The sequence below is a fragment of the Streptomyces sp. NPDC056169 genome (assembly GCF_042268445.1).
Lineage (GTDB): Bacteria > Actinomycetota > Actinomycetes > Streptomycetales > Streptomycetaceae > Streptomyces.
On record NZ_JBHJUO010000010.1, the window covers coordinates 89062 to 106187 of the forward strand.

Sequence of the window (17126 nt, forward strand, 5' to 3'; positions counted from 1 at the left end):
CACCATGCTGACAAACATCATGTACGTGACGCTCTACGTCACCGATCAGGAGCGCGCGCTGAGGTTCTACACAGACCAGCTCGGTCTGGAGAAGCGCATCGACCATCCGGGTCCCGACGGACGGTTCCTCACCGTGGGCGTCCCCGGCAGCCCGCTCGACATCATCCTCTGGCCCCACACCGCGGCCTCGGGCCAGCCGGCCGAGCTTCGGCCCGGCACCACACCCGGCCCGGTCTTCCTCGAATCGGACGACCTGCGCGCAGACTTCAAGGTGCTTCGCGACCGCGGCGTGACGTTCGACCAGCCCGAGCCGGAGGACTACGGCTACGGGGTCCGCATCGAGGCTGTGGACCCCGACGGCAACCGGATCTCGCTGCGCCAGCGCGCGGCCTGGCAGAGCCGTGGCGATGGCTGACCGTTCTTGGACCACGGCGTGGCCGGCGCCGGGCGGGCACGTGGCCTCCCGACGGGTCGTCGGGCCGCACGCCGCCATATGAGGAATCCCGTTGGGTTGCTGGGTTCCGGTGCGCTGAGTTGGGGCATCTGACCAGGCGAAACATGCGTCAGGGCCCCGCTCGGCATGTGGCGGGATCGTCAACTGGACGGCCGGTGCGCCGAAGGGCCGAACTCGACGTCACGAGTTCGGCCCTTCGGGTTGTTCAGTTCAGCGGTCCGGCTCCTTACAGACCCCTGTCGGGCCCGTACCAGTCCGACTTCTCGTCGTCACCGGACGTGGGACGGCTTTCCAGACGGACCGGGCCGGGGTAGAAGTCGGACTGTCCTGGTTCGAACATCTCCTCCCCCATCAGATACCGGTAGAGCCACTCCGAGAAATCCATTTGGTGTTCATGGAAATCCTGCTCATCCCTGCCGCAGGAGAGGATCCGCCACCGATGGCCTTCGGTCCCGGGAGCCACGAAGACGTATTGACTCCTGTCCGTGGAGGCGAGAGGGATCATTCCGGAACCGCCGCCGAAGATCGGTCCGTCGATTTCGAATCCGGGGCAGGACGCTTCCGGTTCCCATTCGACGTCCTGGAAGTCCTCGATGACGTCCGCCATCCACTGACCGAGCGGAGAGTGGGCGTTCGCCGGATGATCGAGGTACAGGTGACCGTTCAGCTGGATCGGAGCGTACTCGTCGACCAGCCGCCGATAGTCCGGGGGAAGCGGAGCGCCCAGTGCCTCCTCGCACGGTCGCCAGGCGTCATGCCCGGCGAAGACGTGCCGTGGTTCTCCGAGGAGCGCCGTGACGGCCTCGTGATAGTCGACCATCTCGCCACCTATCTCTTCTTCTTCTGCGGGCAGTTCGACGTCCCGACCGTGACGGCGGTCTTGTCCGGATTGTTGTACACGGTGCAGTGCTTCCACTCACCGCTGCCCACGACCGAGTAGTTGTACTCGATCCTCGTGGGGATGCCGCTGCCGGACCTGTCGTAGTACGGAACGACCGAGAGCGTCACTCTCTTGCCCGATTCCAGGGCTCCGCGAATGTCCTTCTCGATCGTGTCGCGGATGTAGGGCGAATTCACCCAGTAGTACTGCGGCACGAGGTTGCGCAGGTCGGTGCCCGATCCTCCTCCGAGGTTCGGGATCAGGTGCCCGTTGTTCGCCTTCTGGCCGGGCTGGCTGTTGATCTCATCGTAGCCCGGTGGACGGAGCCGGTCGTTCGTGTGTGTGCCCGGGCCGTTGGGAAACGCCTTCGTCGTCAGGTCCTTGGAATCGAGGATCCCGTAGACGCCCGTCGCACGGCATTCCTCCCGATGGGAGAACGTGTCCAAGTACCGCTCTCGCGGAAGGTACACCTGATGCCCGTTCTCGCTCCTGCCCGGGCCGTCGTCACATTGGCCGTCCGTCCGGTCCCGCCACTTGTTGTCACCGTCCCCCTGCTTTTCCAGCGCCGGGTCCGGGGAACCGACGACGACCGGCGTGAAGATGGCGATGGCGAGTGCGTCGAGGACGGCCTGGGCCGTGAAGACGGTGGCTGCCGCGGCCGTCGCCTCGGTGAGCACCGTGGCCGTCCCGGCCACCACGAGCGCGATGATCGGGGGCAGATCCGGGGCGGGAATGGGGTTGGGGCCGTTCCAGGGCGGGTCGTACACGGGGACCGGCTGGGTCACCGGCGGCCGCTTGTCGCCACCGCCACGGCCGCCGTGGCTTCCGCCACCACCGCCACCGCCACCGCCACCGCCGCCGCCACCGCCCCAGTCACAGCGCCTGCCGCAGATGGATTCCTCGGTCTCCCAGAGCATCTGCCAGCCCCACGCGGAGCTCTCGCCCGCGATCGCCTGCTGACGCTCGTATTCGGCCTGGTTCCAGATGATCATCGCGTGCCCGGTCGGGTCGGTGCCGTTGAGCGGGCTCGCGTTGGCGTAGGTGTAACGGTTCGCCTGGACGGACGGCTCCGGGTCGAGCCGCCAGGTGTCGCGGCTGGTGAAGCCGCTGATCCCCGGCTGGTACCAGCGGGCGGCCATGTTGACCTCCCCGGTGGAGCCGTCCGTCCAGCCCGACTGGTAGCCGAGGGACGGGTTGGTGCCGGTGGACGCGGTCACGTTGCCGAAGGCGTCGTAGGCGCGGGACGAGGAGACCGTGGTGCCGTCCGCGGAGAGGCCGGCGACCACGTCGGTGTGACCGTCGGTGATCACGAGCCGGGCCGAGCCCGGCGTACCGGTCGTGGCGGTGGCGAGCAGCGTGCCGTCGGGCCCGCGACTGTAGGCCGACGTGCCGTCCCCCACCAGGTCGTTGGAGCCACCGTCGTACGTGAAGGCGGTCCCGCCCTTGGTCATGACCCGGTCGAGCGAGTCGTACGTGAAGGTGCTCGTGCCGTTGTTGACCGTGCGCTCGAAGGCGTCGGAGTTGATGACCCGGGTCGTCCCTCCGTCGGTGACCGACTTGATGGTGCCGCGGGCGGAGTAGTCGAAGGTCTGCGTGCCCCAGGTCTGGACGCGGTTGCGGGAGTCGTAGGTGGCGGTGGTGTCACCCTTCTTGGTGAGGTTGCCGGACTTGTCCCACTCGAAGGCGGTGGTGGTTCCTCCGCCGGTCTCCGAGGTCATGCGCCCGGCGAGGTCGTAGGCGTACGTCTCCGGCGCCGCTCCGGCCGTGCCGGTGGTCGTCTTCCTGGTCAGCCGGTCGTCGAGGTCGTACTCGTAGGCCGAGCCCTGGACCACGGCGCCCGTCCCGGTCTTCTTGACGCTGTCGTCCGCGAGCCGGCCCAGGGCGTCGTACGTGTACGAGCGCTTCGCGCCGATCGTGAACGTGCCGCCGGCCGCGGGGCGGGCGTACTCCTGCGCGGTCGGTCGCCCGGCCGCGTCGAAGTCGCTGCGCACCTGAGTACCGGTCAGCGGGTCGCTCGTGGTGTCGAGACGGCCGGCCGGGTCGTAGGTGAAGGCCGTCGTGCCCGCCGCGTCCGTGCGGGACGTCATGTTGCCGTCCGCGTCGTACGCGTAGGCGGACGTGCCCGACGGGCCGTCGCTGCGGAGGAGTTGCCCGCGGTCGTCGAACTCGTAGGTATTGCCCGCGAGGACTCCGTCGCCGCCCACTCCGGTCAGCCGGCCGGCGAGGTCGTACGACAGGGTGCGCGGCCGGGTCGCCACCGCGGTGCCGGAGCCGGTCTCGCCGGTCAGCCGGCCCAGGGCGTCGTACGTCTTGTTGCGCTTGACGTTGCCGGGCAGCAGCTCGGTGACGATCTGGCCGGCCGCGTCGTAGACGTTCGTCCACGTGCGGTTGGCCAGGGCGGGGTGGAGCGTGGTGCTGGGCTCGATGGTCGATTCCGGCAGGCCCCACGCGGTGAAGGTGTAGTACGTCGCCTTTCCGCGACCGTCGGTCAGGCGGGTGCGGTGCCCCGCCGCGTCGTAGCCGAAGGCCGTCGTGATCGAGTCGGTCGCGGTGACCGGTTCGATCTCCTTGGTCATCCGGCCGAGGGCGTCGTAGGTGTAGGTGCGCCGGGCGCCGGTGGCCGAGACCGCCGCGGTGATGTTCCCGTCGTTGTCGTACTCGGTCGCGACCGACCGCAGGACCGTCGTTCCGGTGCCGTAGTCGGAGACCGCGACCGGTCGGCCCGTGACGTCGTACGCCGTGACGGTCTTGCGCCCGGTGGCGTCCTTCGACTCGGTCCGGCGGCCGAGGCCGTCATAGGTGAACCGGGTGATGCCGGCGAGCGGGTCCGTGACGGTCAGGAGCCGGCCGGCCTTGTCGTAGGTCGCCGATGAGCGGCGTCCGCCCGGCGTCGTGGACTCGGTCTGGTTGCCCGCGTCGTCCCAGACGAAGCGGGAGACGAGGTTGGCCGGGGTGGGCCTGCGCTCGATCGTGGTGGCGGTGAGCCTGCGGCCCAGCTCGTCGTAGGTGGACTCGGTGCGTGCTCCTGTCGGGTCGGTCGCGGACAGCGCCAGACCGGTCGGGGTCCAGCTGTAGGTGGAGACGCCGCCGGCGGAAAGGCCGGTGGTGGTGCCGCCGAGGGTGGTGCCCCCCGGAGCCTGGAGCCCCTGGGCGCCGCCGACCTCCGGGTCCGTGGCGCCGACCAGGTTGCTCATCTGGTCGTACCGGTAGGACCGGGTGCGGCCGAGCGGGTCGGTGGTGGAGACCGTGTTCCCGAGCTTGTCGTACGTCGTGCGGGCCACGGCCGTGATCGGCGTCGTGGCACCGGGCGCCGTGTAGTCGGGCAGCGTGACGGCGACGGAGCGGCCCAGCTTGTCGTGCTCCACCCGGGTCACCAGGCCGCGGGCGTCGCGGGTCTCGGTGGCCTCGCCGAAGGTGTTGTAGCCGGTGAGGGTCCTGGGCGTGACGGCCGCGGCCGTACCGCCGTTCTCTTCGGCCTGCACCTGCGGCTGCGTCGTCTCGACCAGGCGGCCGAGGACGTCGTGGCGGCTGGTGGAGGTGTTGCCCCGCGGGGAGACCTCGGTCAGCTGGAGTCCCCGCTGGTCGAAGGTCGCGGAGGTGACCCGGGTCCCGGTGCCGTCGGTGACGGTCGCCTTCTTCGGGTTGCCCAGCGCGTCGTACTCGGTGGTCGACGTGAGCTTCCGGCCCGAGCTGTCGATCGACCGGGTCTCCTCGGTGATCCTGTCGTCACCGTCGTAGGCCGCGGTCGTGACGCGGTTCAGGCCGTTCGGGTCGAACACCGAGCGGGTGACCCGTCCGGTGGCGTCGACCGTGCTGACCGTCGTGCGTCCGCCGCTCTCGGTCCGGGACACCGTGTTGCCCGCGCCGTCGTAGAGCGCCGACTCCAGGACGACGTCCTTCTTGGCGCCGTTGGCCTGGGTGACCTGCTTCGCCGTCGACGTGGCCTTGAGACCGTCGTCGTAGTAGGTGAAGGCGGTCGTGGCGCCCATCGCGTCCGTCGTCGAGGCCGGCCGGCCCGCCGGGTCGTAGGCGTGGGAGACGAGGACCAGATCGCGCGTCAGGCCGGACGGGTCGCCGGTCCAGTCCTTGAGGACCGACTCGGCCAGCTGCCCGCGCTTGGTGAACGCGTGCGTGACGACGTTGCCCTCCGGGTCCGTCTCCCGGATGACCCGGCCCAGCGTGTCGTGCCCGAAGGTCGACTCGTTGCCCGCCGCGTCCGTGACGCTTTCGTTCAGTCCGAAGGCGTCGTAGCGGTACGTCGTGGTGCGGGTGGCGTCGCCGCCCGTGGTGTCCTGCGTCGACTCGGTGAGCAGGTGCCCGTCCGCGTCGTAGGTGCGGGTGGTCTTCGCCGTGTGCGTGACTCCGGTGATCTCGTTCTGGATGCCGGGGCCCGTCTCGGAGACGACCCGGGACATCGCGTCGTACGTGTACGACGCCGTGACACCGCCGGGCGTCGCGTCGGAGACCTGGGTCTCCGTCAGCTTCCGGCCGACGCCGTCGTAGGTGAACGTGGTGACGAGCCCGGAGGGTGCCGTCGCCTTCGCCAGGTCACCGCTCGCGAAGTACGCGTACGAGGCCGTGGCGCCGCCGGTGGTCCTGGTCGTGGCGACCAGACCGGCCGGTGTGGTGCCGCCACCGACCGCGGGCTCGGTGCCCGTGGTGTAGGTGGTCGACTTCGTCCGGCCGTCCGCCAGGGTGACGGTGTCGATCAGACCGAGGGCCGTGTACGAGGTCGACGTGCGGTAGCGGTCGTCGGCGGGGCCGCTGGACCGGGCGTCACGGACGGCCGTGGGCTTGCCGTTGCGCGGGTCCAGCGGGTCCGCCGCGTTGTGGTGGTACTCCGCGAACGAGGTCCAGCAGGAGTTCGCGTCCCGGCACGTCGTCGTCGAGACGGTGTTGCCGCGCTCGTCGTGCCCCGTGGTGGTCGCGTGACCGTTCGGGTCGGTGACCGTGTGCAGGAAGCCGCCGGTGTCGTACGCGAAGGTCGTGGTGCCGCCCTCCGCGTCCGTCGTGGCGACCCGGCGCTGGCCGCGCACCGCGTCGAAGGTGCTGCTCGTCTGCGCGCCGCCGGGGTCGGTGACCGTCACCGTCGAGGAGAGGGAGGAACCCGAGGCGTTCGTACGGGCGCTGTGGTGCCTGGCGACCTGGTCGGCCGTGAGCGCCCGCGGGTAGACGGCGACCTCGTCGATCCGGCCGGTGAAGTAGTTGACCCCGTCGCCCGGGGACGCGGGCCAGTACTTGGTGTAGCCGGCGCCGATGTAGGCGAGCTTGTTCGTCTCGTGCGTGACCGGCACGTCGGTGGCCTGGGCGACCTGGGCGCCGTCCAGGTACAGCGTCTGGGTTCCGCCCAGGGCGGTCACCACGGCGTGGTGCCACTCGTCGTCCGTCACCGTGTTCGGCGAGGTGTTGGTCGCGCCGACACCGCGGGTGAAGTACTGGCCGTGGAGCTTGTTGTCGGAGCCGACGTACAGGACGGGCGCGTACGCGACGGCGTCCGGGAGCGGTTTCTCCTGGTCACTGAAGAGCACGCCCGGCTTGGTGGTCTTGAACCAGAGCTCGACCGAGAGGTCGGTCTGCGGAAGGTGACCGCCGGCGAGTTCGGCGTAGCCGTCGCCGGCGAACTGCGCCGCCGATCCGTCACCCGGACCGAACGCGCCGGAGGCGCCGAGCGTGGCCCTGGTGTAGGTGCTGGTGCCTCCGGTGACGGCGACCCTGTTCACGGCAGTGGTGCCGCCGGTCTCGTCGAGCTGCCAGTACCCGGAGGGAGCGTCCGCCATGACCGTGCCCCGGTACTGGGTTCCGCTGCCGGAGACCAGGCGGGTGCGGGCCTTGTAGTGTTCCGCGACGGTCTGGGCGCTCAGCTCCTTGGTGTAGAAGGCGGCCTCGTCGAGCCGGCCGTCGAAGTAGCGCGTCGCGCGTGCCTGCCCGTCCCACTCCTCGCTGGAGTAACCGGCGCCGAGGTAGGCGTGGGCAAGGGTCTCCGGCTTGACCACACCGGTCTTCGAGCCGATCTTCACGCCGTCGAGGTACAGCGACTGTCCTGCCGGACCGCCGGTGATCACGGTGTGGTGCCACGTGCCGTCGGCGACGGCGACGCCACCCATGACAGGCCAGCCGGCCGAAGGACCGTCCCACAGATGGCCGCGCAGCTTGCCCTCGCCGTCGACGAGCAGGCTCGCGTTCCACATGGTCGGGGTGGCGCCGAGCTCGGCGTTCTGCAGACCGAGCAGGACGCCACTGGGCTTGTCCGTCTTGAACCACAGCTCGACGGAGAGCGAGGTGGCGTCGCTGATGGACTCGGCCGGAACGGAGATCGCGCCCTTGGCCCCGTCAAGGGTCACCGCGCCGTCGTCGCCGTCGAGGAAGGCGCCGAAGCCACCGAGGGCGACGCCGTCACGGTAGGAGCCGTTGCCGCCGGTCGATATGTCGTCCAGGGCCGCGGCGCCGCTGCTCTCACCGAGACGCCAGTAGTCGACCGGGCCCGCGCCCCGTACCGCGTTCGCGTACGCCTCGGATCCCGACGCGTAGCGGGGTGCGGATATCTGCCACACGCCGCCGTTCTCGTCGGTGACCTTGGTGGCCCGCTCGGTGTCGCTGTCGTACTCCGCCGTGCCGCCGGTCCGGCCCGAGGGCAGGGTCACCTTCGACAGCTTGGCCGCGCCGGTGCGGGCCGCGTGGTGCGCCCGCACCGAGCCGGCGTCGAGAGCGCGGTGGTAGACCGCGACCTCGTCGATGAGGCCCTTGAAGTAGCGGTTGCCCGTGGCCGCGATCCCGTCCCAGCCGCTGTTGGAGTAGCCCGTGCCGAGGTAGGCGTACGTCTTGCCGGCGTGGTCGACCGGACCCGCGAGGGTCCCCACGGCGGTGCCGTCCAGATACAGCGTCTGGTTGGTTCCGCTGCTCGTGAGCACCGCGTGGTGCCAGGCGTTGTCGGTGACCGGGGCGGTGGAGGTGATGGGTACCAGTCCGCCGTCCGCCTTCTCGAAGGCGCCGCGGAGCTTGCCGGCGGCGTCGATGGCGAGCACCGGGTTGTAGCGGACGGGGGGTGTCGGGCCCACCGGAGCGTCCTGGAAGCCGACGAGCGCCCCGCCGGGTTTGTCGGTCTTGAACCACAGTTCGACCGACAGCACGGTGGACGGGGCCAGGGTCGACTCCGGCAGCTCCACGAAGGAGCTCGTGCCGTCGAAGGACGCCGCCTTGTTGCCGGTGCCCGTCAGGGCGCCTGCGCTGCCGAGGCCCGCGTCACGGTAGTGCGCCGCGTTCATGCCGGTACGGGAGACGGCGTCGCTCCGGGCGGTCTCGCCCTCGCTCTCGCCGAGACGCCAGTAGGCCACCGGATTGGCGTCCTGCACCATGCCCCGGTACTGGGAACCCGCGGTGTACTCGTACACCGTGCACGCCGTCGTCGACGTGGGCGGGCAGACCTTGACGAGCTGGTCGCCCTGGTAGGTGTACGACCAGACGAGGGCCGGGGCGGACGGGCCGACCGCGTCGGTGGAGACGGACGCGACGTGCGCGCCGCTCCAGGTGAACGTCAGCGACCGCTTGGACGGCGCGTCGGTCGCCTTGGTGAGCTTGCCGCCGGTGTAGGTGAGGAGTTGCTCGCGGGCGTGAGCGTCCTTGACCTTGGTCAGCAGGCCGGTCGCGTCGAAGGTGTACAGCGCCGCGGACGCGTCGCGGAGCGTCCAGCCCCCGCCGGAGACGGCGGTCAGAACGCCCTGCGAGCCGGAGGGTGCGCTGTAGCTGTTGTCGGCGTTCTTGCCGAAGCGGACCTGGGCGCCGTTGGCGAGGGTGATCACGACGCTGCCGTCGGGCTCCGGGGCGGCCCGCATGTCCCAGCGGGTCGCCCAGCCGGCGCCGAAGGCGCTGGTCCTGCGCGGGTCCTGCGAGTTGTACGTACGGGTGACCGCGAGCTCCGGGCCGACCGAGGGCACGGCGGCGTCCGTCGCGGCCGTGGCGTAGTTGCCGGACCGCTCGTCGAAGCGCCGTCCCGGGGCGGCACCGCCCAGGTGGGAGGTGATGAGGGGCTGCGGGACCTGCGTGGTCAGGATCGAGGGCGTGGTCCGGGCGGACTGGTCCTTGCCGTCGTTGGCGTAGCCGTACCAGGCGTAGGTCTTGGCCCAGTTCAGCCAGCCGGACGGAACGGTCCAGCTCTGCGAGGCCGCGTGCGTGTTGCCACGGCAGTTCTTCCGGGTGTCCCTGCCTTCGACCTCACACACCTCGAACTGGTACGTGAGGGAGCCGGGGGACTTGTCCATGTCGGTGGCCGAGAGCCACAGCGTCGGCGTCAGGGTGTCGACGAGGGTGCCGCTCGGCGGCGCCGCCCCGGTGAGGTAGGGCGGTGTGTTGACGGCGTCGAAGGTGATGGCCACTCCGGGGACGCCGTCGGCCGCGAAGCTCGACACGCCGTACTCGTCCATCGTCCACACCAGCGTGTAGCGGCCGGGGGCGAGCGGGGCGATCTTGGCGTCGACGGTCGCGGAGGCGCCGGGTGCCACGTCGTAGGGCATCGGCGTCCACCGGATCTTGCTCCAGTAGTCACCGCCCACCATGTTGCCGTTTCCGTCGTACAGGTCGTAGCGCAGCTTGTAGTTGCTGCCCTTGCCCCAGGTCTCCCGGCCCCGGTTGGTGACGGTGACCTTGAAGGCGCCCTCGGTCGTGGCCGTCATCGGCTGGACCCACTGGCCCAGCTGGTAGGTGGCGCCGTACTTGGTCCAGGTGACGTCGAGCCGGGGGTTGCCGTTCGGGTAGTCGTCGGAGCCGAACTGCTTCCACGCGGAGGAATCCGAGGTGGAGGCCCGAAGCGCGAGGCCGTAGTTCGGCTTGCGTCCGTGGGTCCAGTCGTCGATGAGCTGACGTCCACCGGCGCCCAGGTCGATGCCTTCCCAGGCGGGCTTCCCGCAGGGGAACACCTGGCCGTCGTTGCTCCACCCGTGAGCGAAGCTCTTCGAGGCCAGGGCGTCACCGGTGGCCGGGCCCGGCCACGCGGAGGTCGAGGTCTCCGACCAGTTCGAGGTGATGGGATGCACGGTCACCGGACGCGCGGTGCACGAGTAGGACCAGGTGTTGAAGAGGTTGAGCTGTGCGCCCAGCACCCACGCGTTGCTCAGCGAGCTGCTGACGCCGTCGAAGCGCAGGAAGGACGCGGCCCGGTTCCCTCCACCGTTGGACGTGCCCACCTTGAGCACCGTGTCGGAGGAGAAGTTCTGGTTGTACGAGGCCTGGACGTACGTGCCGGACGACGCGCCCTCACGCGTGGCGGAGGGGTCCACCTTGACGGGGAAGACCCGTTCCGGGGCCGAGAGCCACTTCTTGTCCAGGGAGACGACCAGGACCTGGCGGCCGCCCTCCCGCACAAGGTCGTAGCCGACCCCTGAGGAGATGACGCCCTCGTGGGAGTTCGGGGCCTGGCGGGAGTCCTCCATCCAGCCGGCGGGCATCCAGCCCTGCCGGCGGCCCGAGCCGTCGACGAAGGCGACGCCGCCGTGGCCGTCGAGCTGCGCCGTCAGCCCTTCGAGGGCCAGCGGGAACCGCCACCGGGTGGGGGCGTCGGCGCTCTTGAGGATGAGCGTCTCCTTGACCGAGCTGCTGCCGGCGATGAGTTCCACGTCCGCGGAGGGACGGGCCTCGGGGTAGGTGATGACGCTTCCGGCCACCTTGCCCCGCGTGTGCGCGACGCCCTCGATCCCCCATCCGATGGCGGCGGAGTCGTTCACGCCGAGCCGGACCAGGGTCCGCGCGTCGGCGTACTCGGCAAAGCGCAGCCGTTCCTCGGTGGAGCGCGGTTCCCAGTCGGCGCCGGAGCCGTTCACGGCGCGCGTCCCGGTCTGCGACGTGCGGGCCAGAGCGGTGTCGATGCCCTTCCATGTCCCGTCGGAGGAACGGAAGTTGACCGGCTCGTTGTAGTAGCGGGTGGTGAAGGTGCCGTCCGGGTTGGCGAAGGTGCGGGCGCGCTCGGTGCGCTTGGCCGGCACTTCGGTGCTGGTCTTCGCGTCGAAGCCCTTCGGCGGCGCCATGGTGGGCGCCGGGACCTTCGCGAACGGAATCCTCGACGGAGGCTTCGCGGCGTCTCCCCGCCCGGGCGGCGCGGTGCCGCCGTCCGGCGGGAGTTCGCCCGGCGCCTTCAGCGGGCCGCTCCGTCCCCCTCCCGCCGCCGCGTCGGTGGCGTCGCCGGCGGCGCTGTGGCCGCGCCAACGCGCCGATCCCCATTGCTGTTCGGGCAGTTCACCGGGACTGGAGCCGGGTTGTGCGATGTCCCATCGGTTCACCGCTAGTGCGGCCTGTTCCGTACCCGCCAGAGTGGCCATGACGAAGGCCACCAGGAGTACCAGTGGTCGCGCTGTGCGCACGGATGTCCCCCATGTAGATGATCAGTGGGGTTGTCCTATCTACTTTCACAGCGAACTCACAACATTCGGCCGGAATTTGACGCACCATGCACGGTCCCGGGCGTGCCGAACCGAACTCCGATTGCCCGTATACCTCGACAAACAACCCCATGACAACCCTCCCTTGGTGGTGAAGATCACTCTTCACACAGGTCGAGGTGCGCCACGCCTCACGGCCTCGGTCCCGCTTGCCATGCACCTCGACCGCGTGCTCAAGCCGCATGGAGCGGGCCTTGTCCCGGCCTTGGGCGCACACGCGCCGTCGACGCTCAAGTGAATCTTTAGCGGGCGGTCCCACTGTGGGGAGTCAGCAACGCCTCAGCCCGCTTCCGCCGATCTGGAGCCCCAAGGTGATCACCGACACCGACCTCACCCGTCGCCTCCTGCCCGGTGACGGGCCGGGAGAGTTCTTCCTGCCGCCGCTGCCGCGGCTGCTGCCCGCGGGCTACCACCCCGACGCCGCCCGCATCGAGATCGCCTCCAACGGCTGGGTGCGGCAGATGCTGGCGGACTGCTTCGACTCCGAGGAGTCGCTGCTGTTCTTCCTGCGTCAGCGCAACGGGATCTACGGGCCGCTGACGGTGCCGTACGCCGAGACGGGCAGGGCCCAGAACATCGCCGACTGGTACCAGTTCGTCACGGTGATCGACAGCTTCGTCTCCGACGAGGCGGCACTGGGCGCCGACCACGCGGCGGCCGCCGAGACCTTCGCCGCCGTCGTCGCCGACCTGCGCGAGGGCGGGGTCGGCGGCCCGGCCGCGAGCCTGTACGGCCGCGCCGCCCAGGACCTGTGGCGGCGTATCGCGGCCGGGATGAGCGCAGGGCAGGTCGATCGGCTCGTCGCGGCCCTCGAGGCGTTCCTGCGCGGGTGCGCGGAGGAGATCCGCAGCAAACTCGACAAGCGGGTTCCGCAGTTCGAGGCGTGCATGCGGGTGCGGGTCGACAGCTTCGGGTGCGAGTTCTTGGAACTGCTCACCGAGTACGCGGCCGAGGTCGACATGAGCCGGGCCGCCGCAGAGGGCCTGTTCGACGAGGTCCACCACCACGGCATGCGGCAGCTGATCCTCGTCAACGACCTGCTCTCGTGGCGCAAGGAGTACGCCCAGCAGGACACCATGACGACCGTCCGCGTGCTGTGCGAGGTCGAAGGGCTTGAGCTGCAGGACGCCGTCGACCGGCTGTGCGCCCTCGTGGAGCACCACGAACGCGCCTACATCGCGGCACGCGACGCGGTGCTGGCCGGCCCCCACGGGCACGGCGAGGACGTCCGCGCCTATCTGTCGGGGCTCGACCATCTGATCGGCGGAAGCCAGGAGTTCGAGTATCTGACGCCGCGCTACTTCGGCGACGGCTCGGTGTGGGACGGCTCGACCTCCGGCTGGATCAGTCTCACCGCGTCGGTGGCCCGCTTCCGTGACGCACCCGCTGCCCCGCCGAGCACCCGACCCACCCGATCGCTGGTTTGAGGAGCGCCGTGACCACCGTCCCGCCACCGCCCCGCACGATGTCCTACGCGCTCGCGCCCGGGGCCCTGCCCCTGCTCGGCCACGCCGTGCCGCTTGCCCGCCGACCGCTGGAGTTCCTGACCGGGTTGCCCCGGCACGGGGACCTGGTGGAGGTCCGGCTGGGGCGCCGCCAGGCCGTCATGGTCTGCCACCCCGAGTTGATCAAGCGTGTGCTGCTGGAGCCGCGGACCTTCGACAAGGGCGGGCCGCTGTTCGAGAAGGCCGAGCAACTCGTCGGCAGCGGGCTGTTCGCGGCGACCTGGGAGCCGCACCGCAGGCAGCGGCGGATGATGCAGCCGGGCTTCCACAAGTCGCGGATGCCCGGGTACGTGGCGGTGATGCGGCAAGAGATCGCGGCGCTGCTCGACGGCTGGGCCGACGGCCAGGAACGCGACGTACGCGACGAGATGCACACGGTGACGCTCCGCATCGCGTCGCGCACCATGTTCACCAACCCGATGAGCGGGCGCGCCGCGGCCGAGGTGCAGGAGTGCATGCCGATCATCAACCGCGGCGTCTACAAGCGGATGGTCGCGCCGACCTCGCTGCTGGAGAAGCTGCCCACCCGGGAGAACCGTGAGTTCCAGCTCGCGCACGAGCGGATGGAGCAGGTCGTCGACGAGACGATCGAGCAGTACCGCAGTGCGGGCGTCGACCATGGCGACCTGATGTCGATCCTGATCGGCGCGGTCGACGAGGGCTCCGGGCAGAACATGTCCGAGACGGAGATCCACAAGCAGGTCATGACGCTGCTGGCCGGCGGCATGGAGACGACGGCGAACGCGATCTGCTCGGCCCTGCACCTGATCACCGAGCACCCCGAGGTCGAACGGCAGCTGTGCGCGGAGCTCGACGAGGTGCTGGCCGGCAGGCCGCCGGAGTTCGAGGACCTGCCCCGCCTGCCGTATCTGTACCGGGTGCTGTACGAGACCCTGCGGATCCGTCCGCCGGTGTGGCTGCTGACCCGGATGACCACGTGCGACACCGAGCTGGGCGGCCACCGCATCGGCCGGGACACCATCGTGCTGCTCAGCCCCTACCTGCTGCACCACAACCCGGACCTGTTCGCGCGGCCCGAGACGTTCGACCCGGACCGGTGGCTGCCGGAGCGCGTCGACGACATCACCGAGGCCGCCATGCAGCCCTTCATCATGGGCAACCGCAAGTGCATCGGTGACAAGTTCGCGCTGAACGAGGCGATGATCGTCATCGCGACGATCCTGTCGGGCTGGTCGCTGCGGATGATCCCGGACGCCAAGCGGGTCTCGCTGCCCGAGGCGACGCTCGGCCCCGGCCCGATGCCGATGGTGCTGCACCGCCGCGCCGCCGCGCATCACACCCCGGCGCCCTCGGCCCGACCGGGCGAATGCCCCTACCAGGGCGGGCGTTCATGACCTGGGCCGCTGCGGCACCGGCCCAGGCCCCGCACGGGCTGCCGGTCGTGGGCCATGCCGTGCAGTTGTGGCGGCGCCCGCTGCCCTTCCTGCGTGAGCTGAACGGGCGCGGTGACCTCGTGACGCTGCGCCTGGGCCGCCACCGCGCCTATCTGGCGTGCGGCATCGACGCGGTGCGCACCGTGCTGCACGATCCGCGGACGTTCGACAAGGGCGGCCCGCTGTTCGAGAAGGCCCGGCTGCTGGTGGGTGACGGTCTGGTCAGTTCGGACTTCGCCACGCACCGCAGGCAGCGCCTGCTGATGCAGCCCGCGTTCGGCACCTCGCGGCTTCCCGGCTACACCGGGCTGATGGCCGAGCAGATCGACACGGCGCTGAACCGGTGGCAGCACGGCCGGACACTGGACGTGGGCCGGGAGATGCACACGCTGGCCCTCGAGGTCGCGGCACGGACGATGTTCGGTGCCCAGCTGGGCGAGCGGGCCGTCACCGAGGTCGTCGCGAGCATGCCGCTGGTCATGCGGGGCGTCTACCGGCACATGCTCGTCCCGGCCGACTGGGTGCACCGCCTGCCGCTGCCCGCCAACCGCCGCTTCGACCAGGCCCGGGCCACGATGCACCGCGTCATCGCCGACACCGTCCGCTCCTACCGCGACGCCGGGAAGGACCACGGCGACGTCCTGTCGATCCTCGTGAGCTCCCGCGACGAGCACGGTTCGTCACTGAGCGACGCCGAGATCCACGACCAGGTCATGACGCTGCTCATCGGGGCGACCGAGCCGCCGGGCTCCGCGCTGACCTGGGTGTTCCAGCTGCTGTCGGAGCATCCCGAGGCCGAGCGCGCCCTGCAGGCCGAGGCCGACGACGTGCTGCGCGGCAGGCCGGCCCGCGCCCTGAGCGCGGCGGACCTGGCGCGCCTGGAACACACGCGGCACATCGTGCTCGAGGCACTGCGGCTCTACCCGCCGGCGTGGCTGCTCAGCCGCGTCGCCACCAAGGACACCGACCTTCTGGGCCATCCGGTGCCCAAGGGTGCCACGGTGCTGTTCAGCCCGTACCAACTCCACCATGACCCGGACGTGTTCCCGCATCCGTCGCGCTTCGACCCGGGCCGCTGGCGCTCCCCCTCCCCCGCCGCCCGCGCCGCACTGCTGCCCTTCGGGGCCGGCAACCGCAAGTGCATCGGCGACGAGGTGGCCCTGACGGAACTGTGCCTCGCGGTCGCCGCCGTGGCGTCCCGGTTCAGCCTGCGGGCCGTTCCCGGTACGACGGCACGGCCCCTGGTCCGTGCTTCGCTCGGTGCCGAGAACGTTGTGCTGAGAGTCGAAGCACGTACCCCCCGCGGCGCGGCCACCGGCGGCGCGCCGGTCGGGTCCCGGGCGGTGGCGTCATGACCCAGACGACACTGCCGGCCCGTCTCGTGGACGCTCCCCTGCGCCCGCCCGTCGAGGGCATGCGGCCCACCGCGGCGTACGGTGTGCTGGCCGGGCGGCTGGGAGCCGCCACCGTGCACGCGGACCTGCGGGCCTGCCTGGAGGGTATCGACACCGTCGTCCGCGCCGCGCCGCTGGTCATCCCGCCGGCGATGGCCGACGTCTTCTCGGGCGGCAAACGGCTGCGTCCGCTGCTGGTCCTGGCCGTCGCGCACGCCGCCGGCCCGCCGTCGGCGAGCACGCGCGGCCGCGCCGTCAGCGGTGCCCGCGCCGTGGAACTGCTGCATCTGGCAAGTCTCGTCCACGACGACATCATGGACGAGGCGGTGACCCGGCACGGGGTCGCGACCATCAGCGCACGGGCCGGCAACAGCCGCGCCCTGCTCACCGGCGACTACCTCATCGGCCACGCGCACGCCGCCGCTTCCGGCCTCGGCGCCGAGGCCGGAACCCTCCTTGGCCACACCCTGGTGCGGCTGTGCGAGGGCCAGGCCGAGGAAGCCTCCACACTCTTCGACGCCGACCGCGGTGAACAGTCGTACTTCAGGGCGATCGGCGGGAAGACCGGTGCCCTGATCGACGCGGCGTGCCGCACGGGCGCGCTCGCCGCAGGACTGGACGCCACCACGACCCGGGCCCTGGGGCGCTTCGGCCACCATCTCGGTGTGGGGTTCCAACTCCTCGACGACATGCTCGACCTGACGGCGAGTCAAGCCTCCACGGGCAAGCCGGTGGGGCACGACATCGCCAACGGCGTCTACACCTACCCCACGCTCTGGGCGCTGCGCCGCGACCCCGGGCTGCGGCGGCTCCTGGAGGAACTCGCCCGGTGCGAAGGGCCACGCACCGGGCCGGCCGGAGAGGCGGCACACCGGGTCCGTGCCTCGGGTGCGCTCACCGCGACCCGGCGGGCGATCGCCCGCCGGCGTGAACGCTGCCTGGGAATCCTGGACGAGGCGGTCGACGGCATAGGCCCCGAAGGCGTCGGCCTGCTGGCCGATCTCGCCATCGCCGTCCTGAGCCACCGCGGCGTCTGACCGCAGAACAGGGGGCGGTGAGGGTCCGAGACCCCACC

7 protein-coding genes are annotated in these 17126 nt (G+C 70.7%); 5 read left to right on the forward strand and 2 right to left on the reverse strand.

Features of this window, described 5'->3' with window-relative positions; all coding sequences use genetic code 11:
* Positions 1 to 4: 4 nt before the first annotated feature.
* Positions 5 to 415 (forward strand): VOC family protein, encoded by a 411-nt coding sequence (locus ACFC0G_RS17755; RefSeq protein ID WP_376404097.1) that lies wholly within the window; start codon positions 5 to 7, stop codon positions 413 to 415.
* Between the two features lie 265 nt (positions 416 to 680).
* On the opposite strand, the gene ACFC0G_RS17760 is transcribed toward ACFC0G_RS17755, so the two are convergent.
* Together ACFC0G_RS17760 and ACFC0G_RS17765 are read right to left on the reverse strand one after the other, a co-directional pair.
* Positions 681 to 1274 carry an SMI1/KNR4 family protein gene (locus ACFC0G_RS17760; protein WP_376404099.1) on the reverse strand — a complete coding sequence of 198 codons (594 nt, stop codon included), beginning with the start codon at positions 1272 to 1274 and terminating at the stop codon, positions 681 to 683.
* 8 nt (positions 1275 to 1282) lie between these two features.
* Complete coding sequence (locus ACFC0G_RS17765) at positions 1283 to 11680, reverse strand: LamG-like jellyroll fold domain-containing protein (protein WP_376404101.1); 10398 nt, start codon at positions 11678 to 11680, stop codon at positions 1283 to 1285.
* A gap of 389 nt (positions 11681 to 12069) precedes the next feature.
* Here ACFC0G_RS17765 and ACFC0G_RS17770 point away from each other — a divergent pair, with 389 nt between their 5' ends.
* The 4 genes from ACFC0G_RS17770 to ACFC0G_RS17785 are packed head-to-tail and all read left to right on the forward strand — an operon-like array spanning position 12070 to position 17088.
* Positions 12070 to 13185, forward strand: a complete 1116-nt coding sequence (locus ACFC0G_RS17770) for a terpene synthase family protein (protein ID WP_376404103.1) — start codon at positions 12070 to 12072, stop codon at positions 13183 to 13185.
* Between the two features lie 8 nt (positions 13186 to 13193).
* Complete coding sequence (locus ACFC0G_RS17775) at positions 13194 to 14618, forward strand: cytochrome P450 (RefSeq protein ID WP_376404105.1); 1425 nt, start codon at positions 13194 to 13196, stop codon at positions 14616 to 14618.
* Positions 14615 to 16012 carry a cytochrome P450 gene (locus ACFC0G_RS17780; RefSeq protein WP_376404108.1) on the forward strand — a complete coding sequence of 466 codons (1398 nt, stop codon included), beginning with the start codon at positions 14615 to 14617 and terminating at the stop codon, positions 16010 to 16012. The genes ACFC0G_RS17775 and ACFC0G_RS17780 overlap by 4 nt, the downstream gene beginning before the upstream one ends.
* Entirely contained in the window at positions 16009 to 17088 is a 1080-nt protein-coding gene (locus ACFC0G_RS17785) for a polyprenyl synthetase family protein (protein WP_376404110.1), read from the forward strand. The genes ACFC0G_RS17780 and ACFC0G_RS17785 overlap by 4 nt, the downstream gene beginning before the upstream one ends.
* The last annotated feature ends 38 nt before the right edge of the window (positions 17089 to 17126 follow it).

Coding starts and splice junctions, on each gene's coding strand:
- ACFC0G_RS17780 (WP_376404108.1), top strand. CDS start 14,615: ATGACCTGGGCCGCTGCGGCACCGGCCCAGGCCCCGCACGGGCTGCCG.
- ACFC0G_RS17755 (WP_376404097.1), top strand. CDS start 5: ATGCTGACAAACATCATGTACGTGACGCTCTACGTCACCGATCAGGAG.
- ACFC0G_RS17785 (WP_376404110.1), top strand. CDS start 16,009: ATGACCCAGACGACACTGCCGGCCCGTCTCGTGGACGCTCCCCTGCGC.
- ACFC0G_RS17760 (WP_376404099.1), bottom strand. CDS start 1,274: ATGGTCGACTATCACGAGGCCGTCACGGCGCTCCTCGGAGAACCACGG.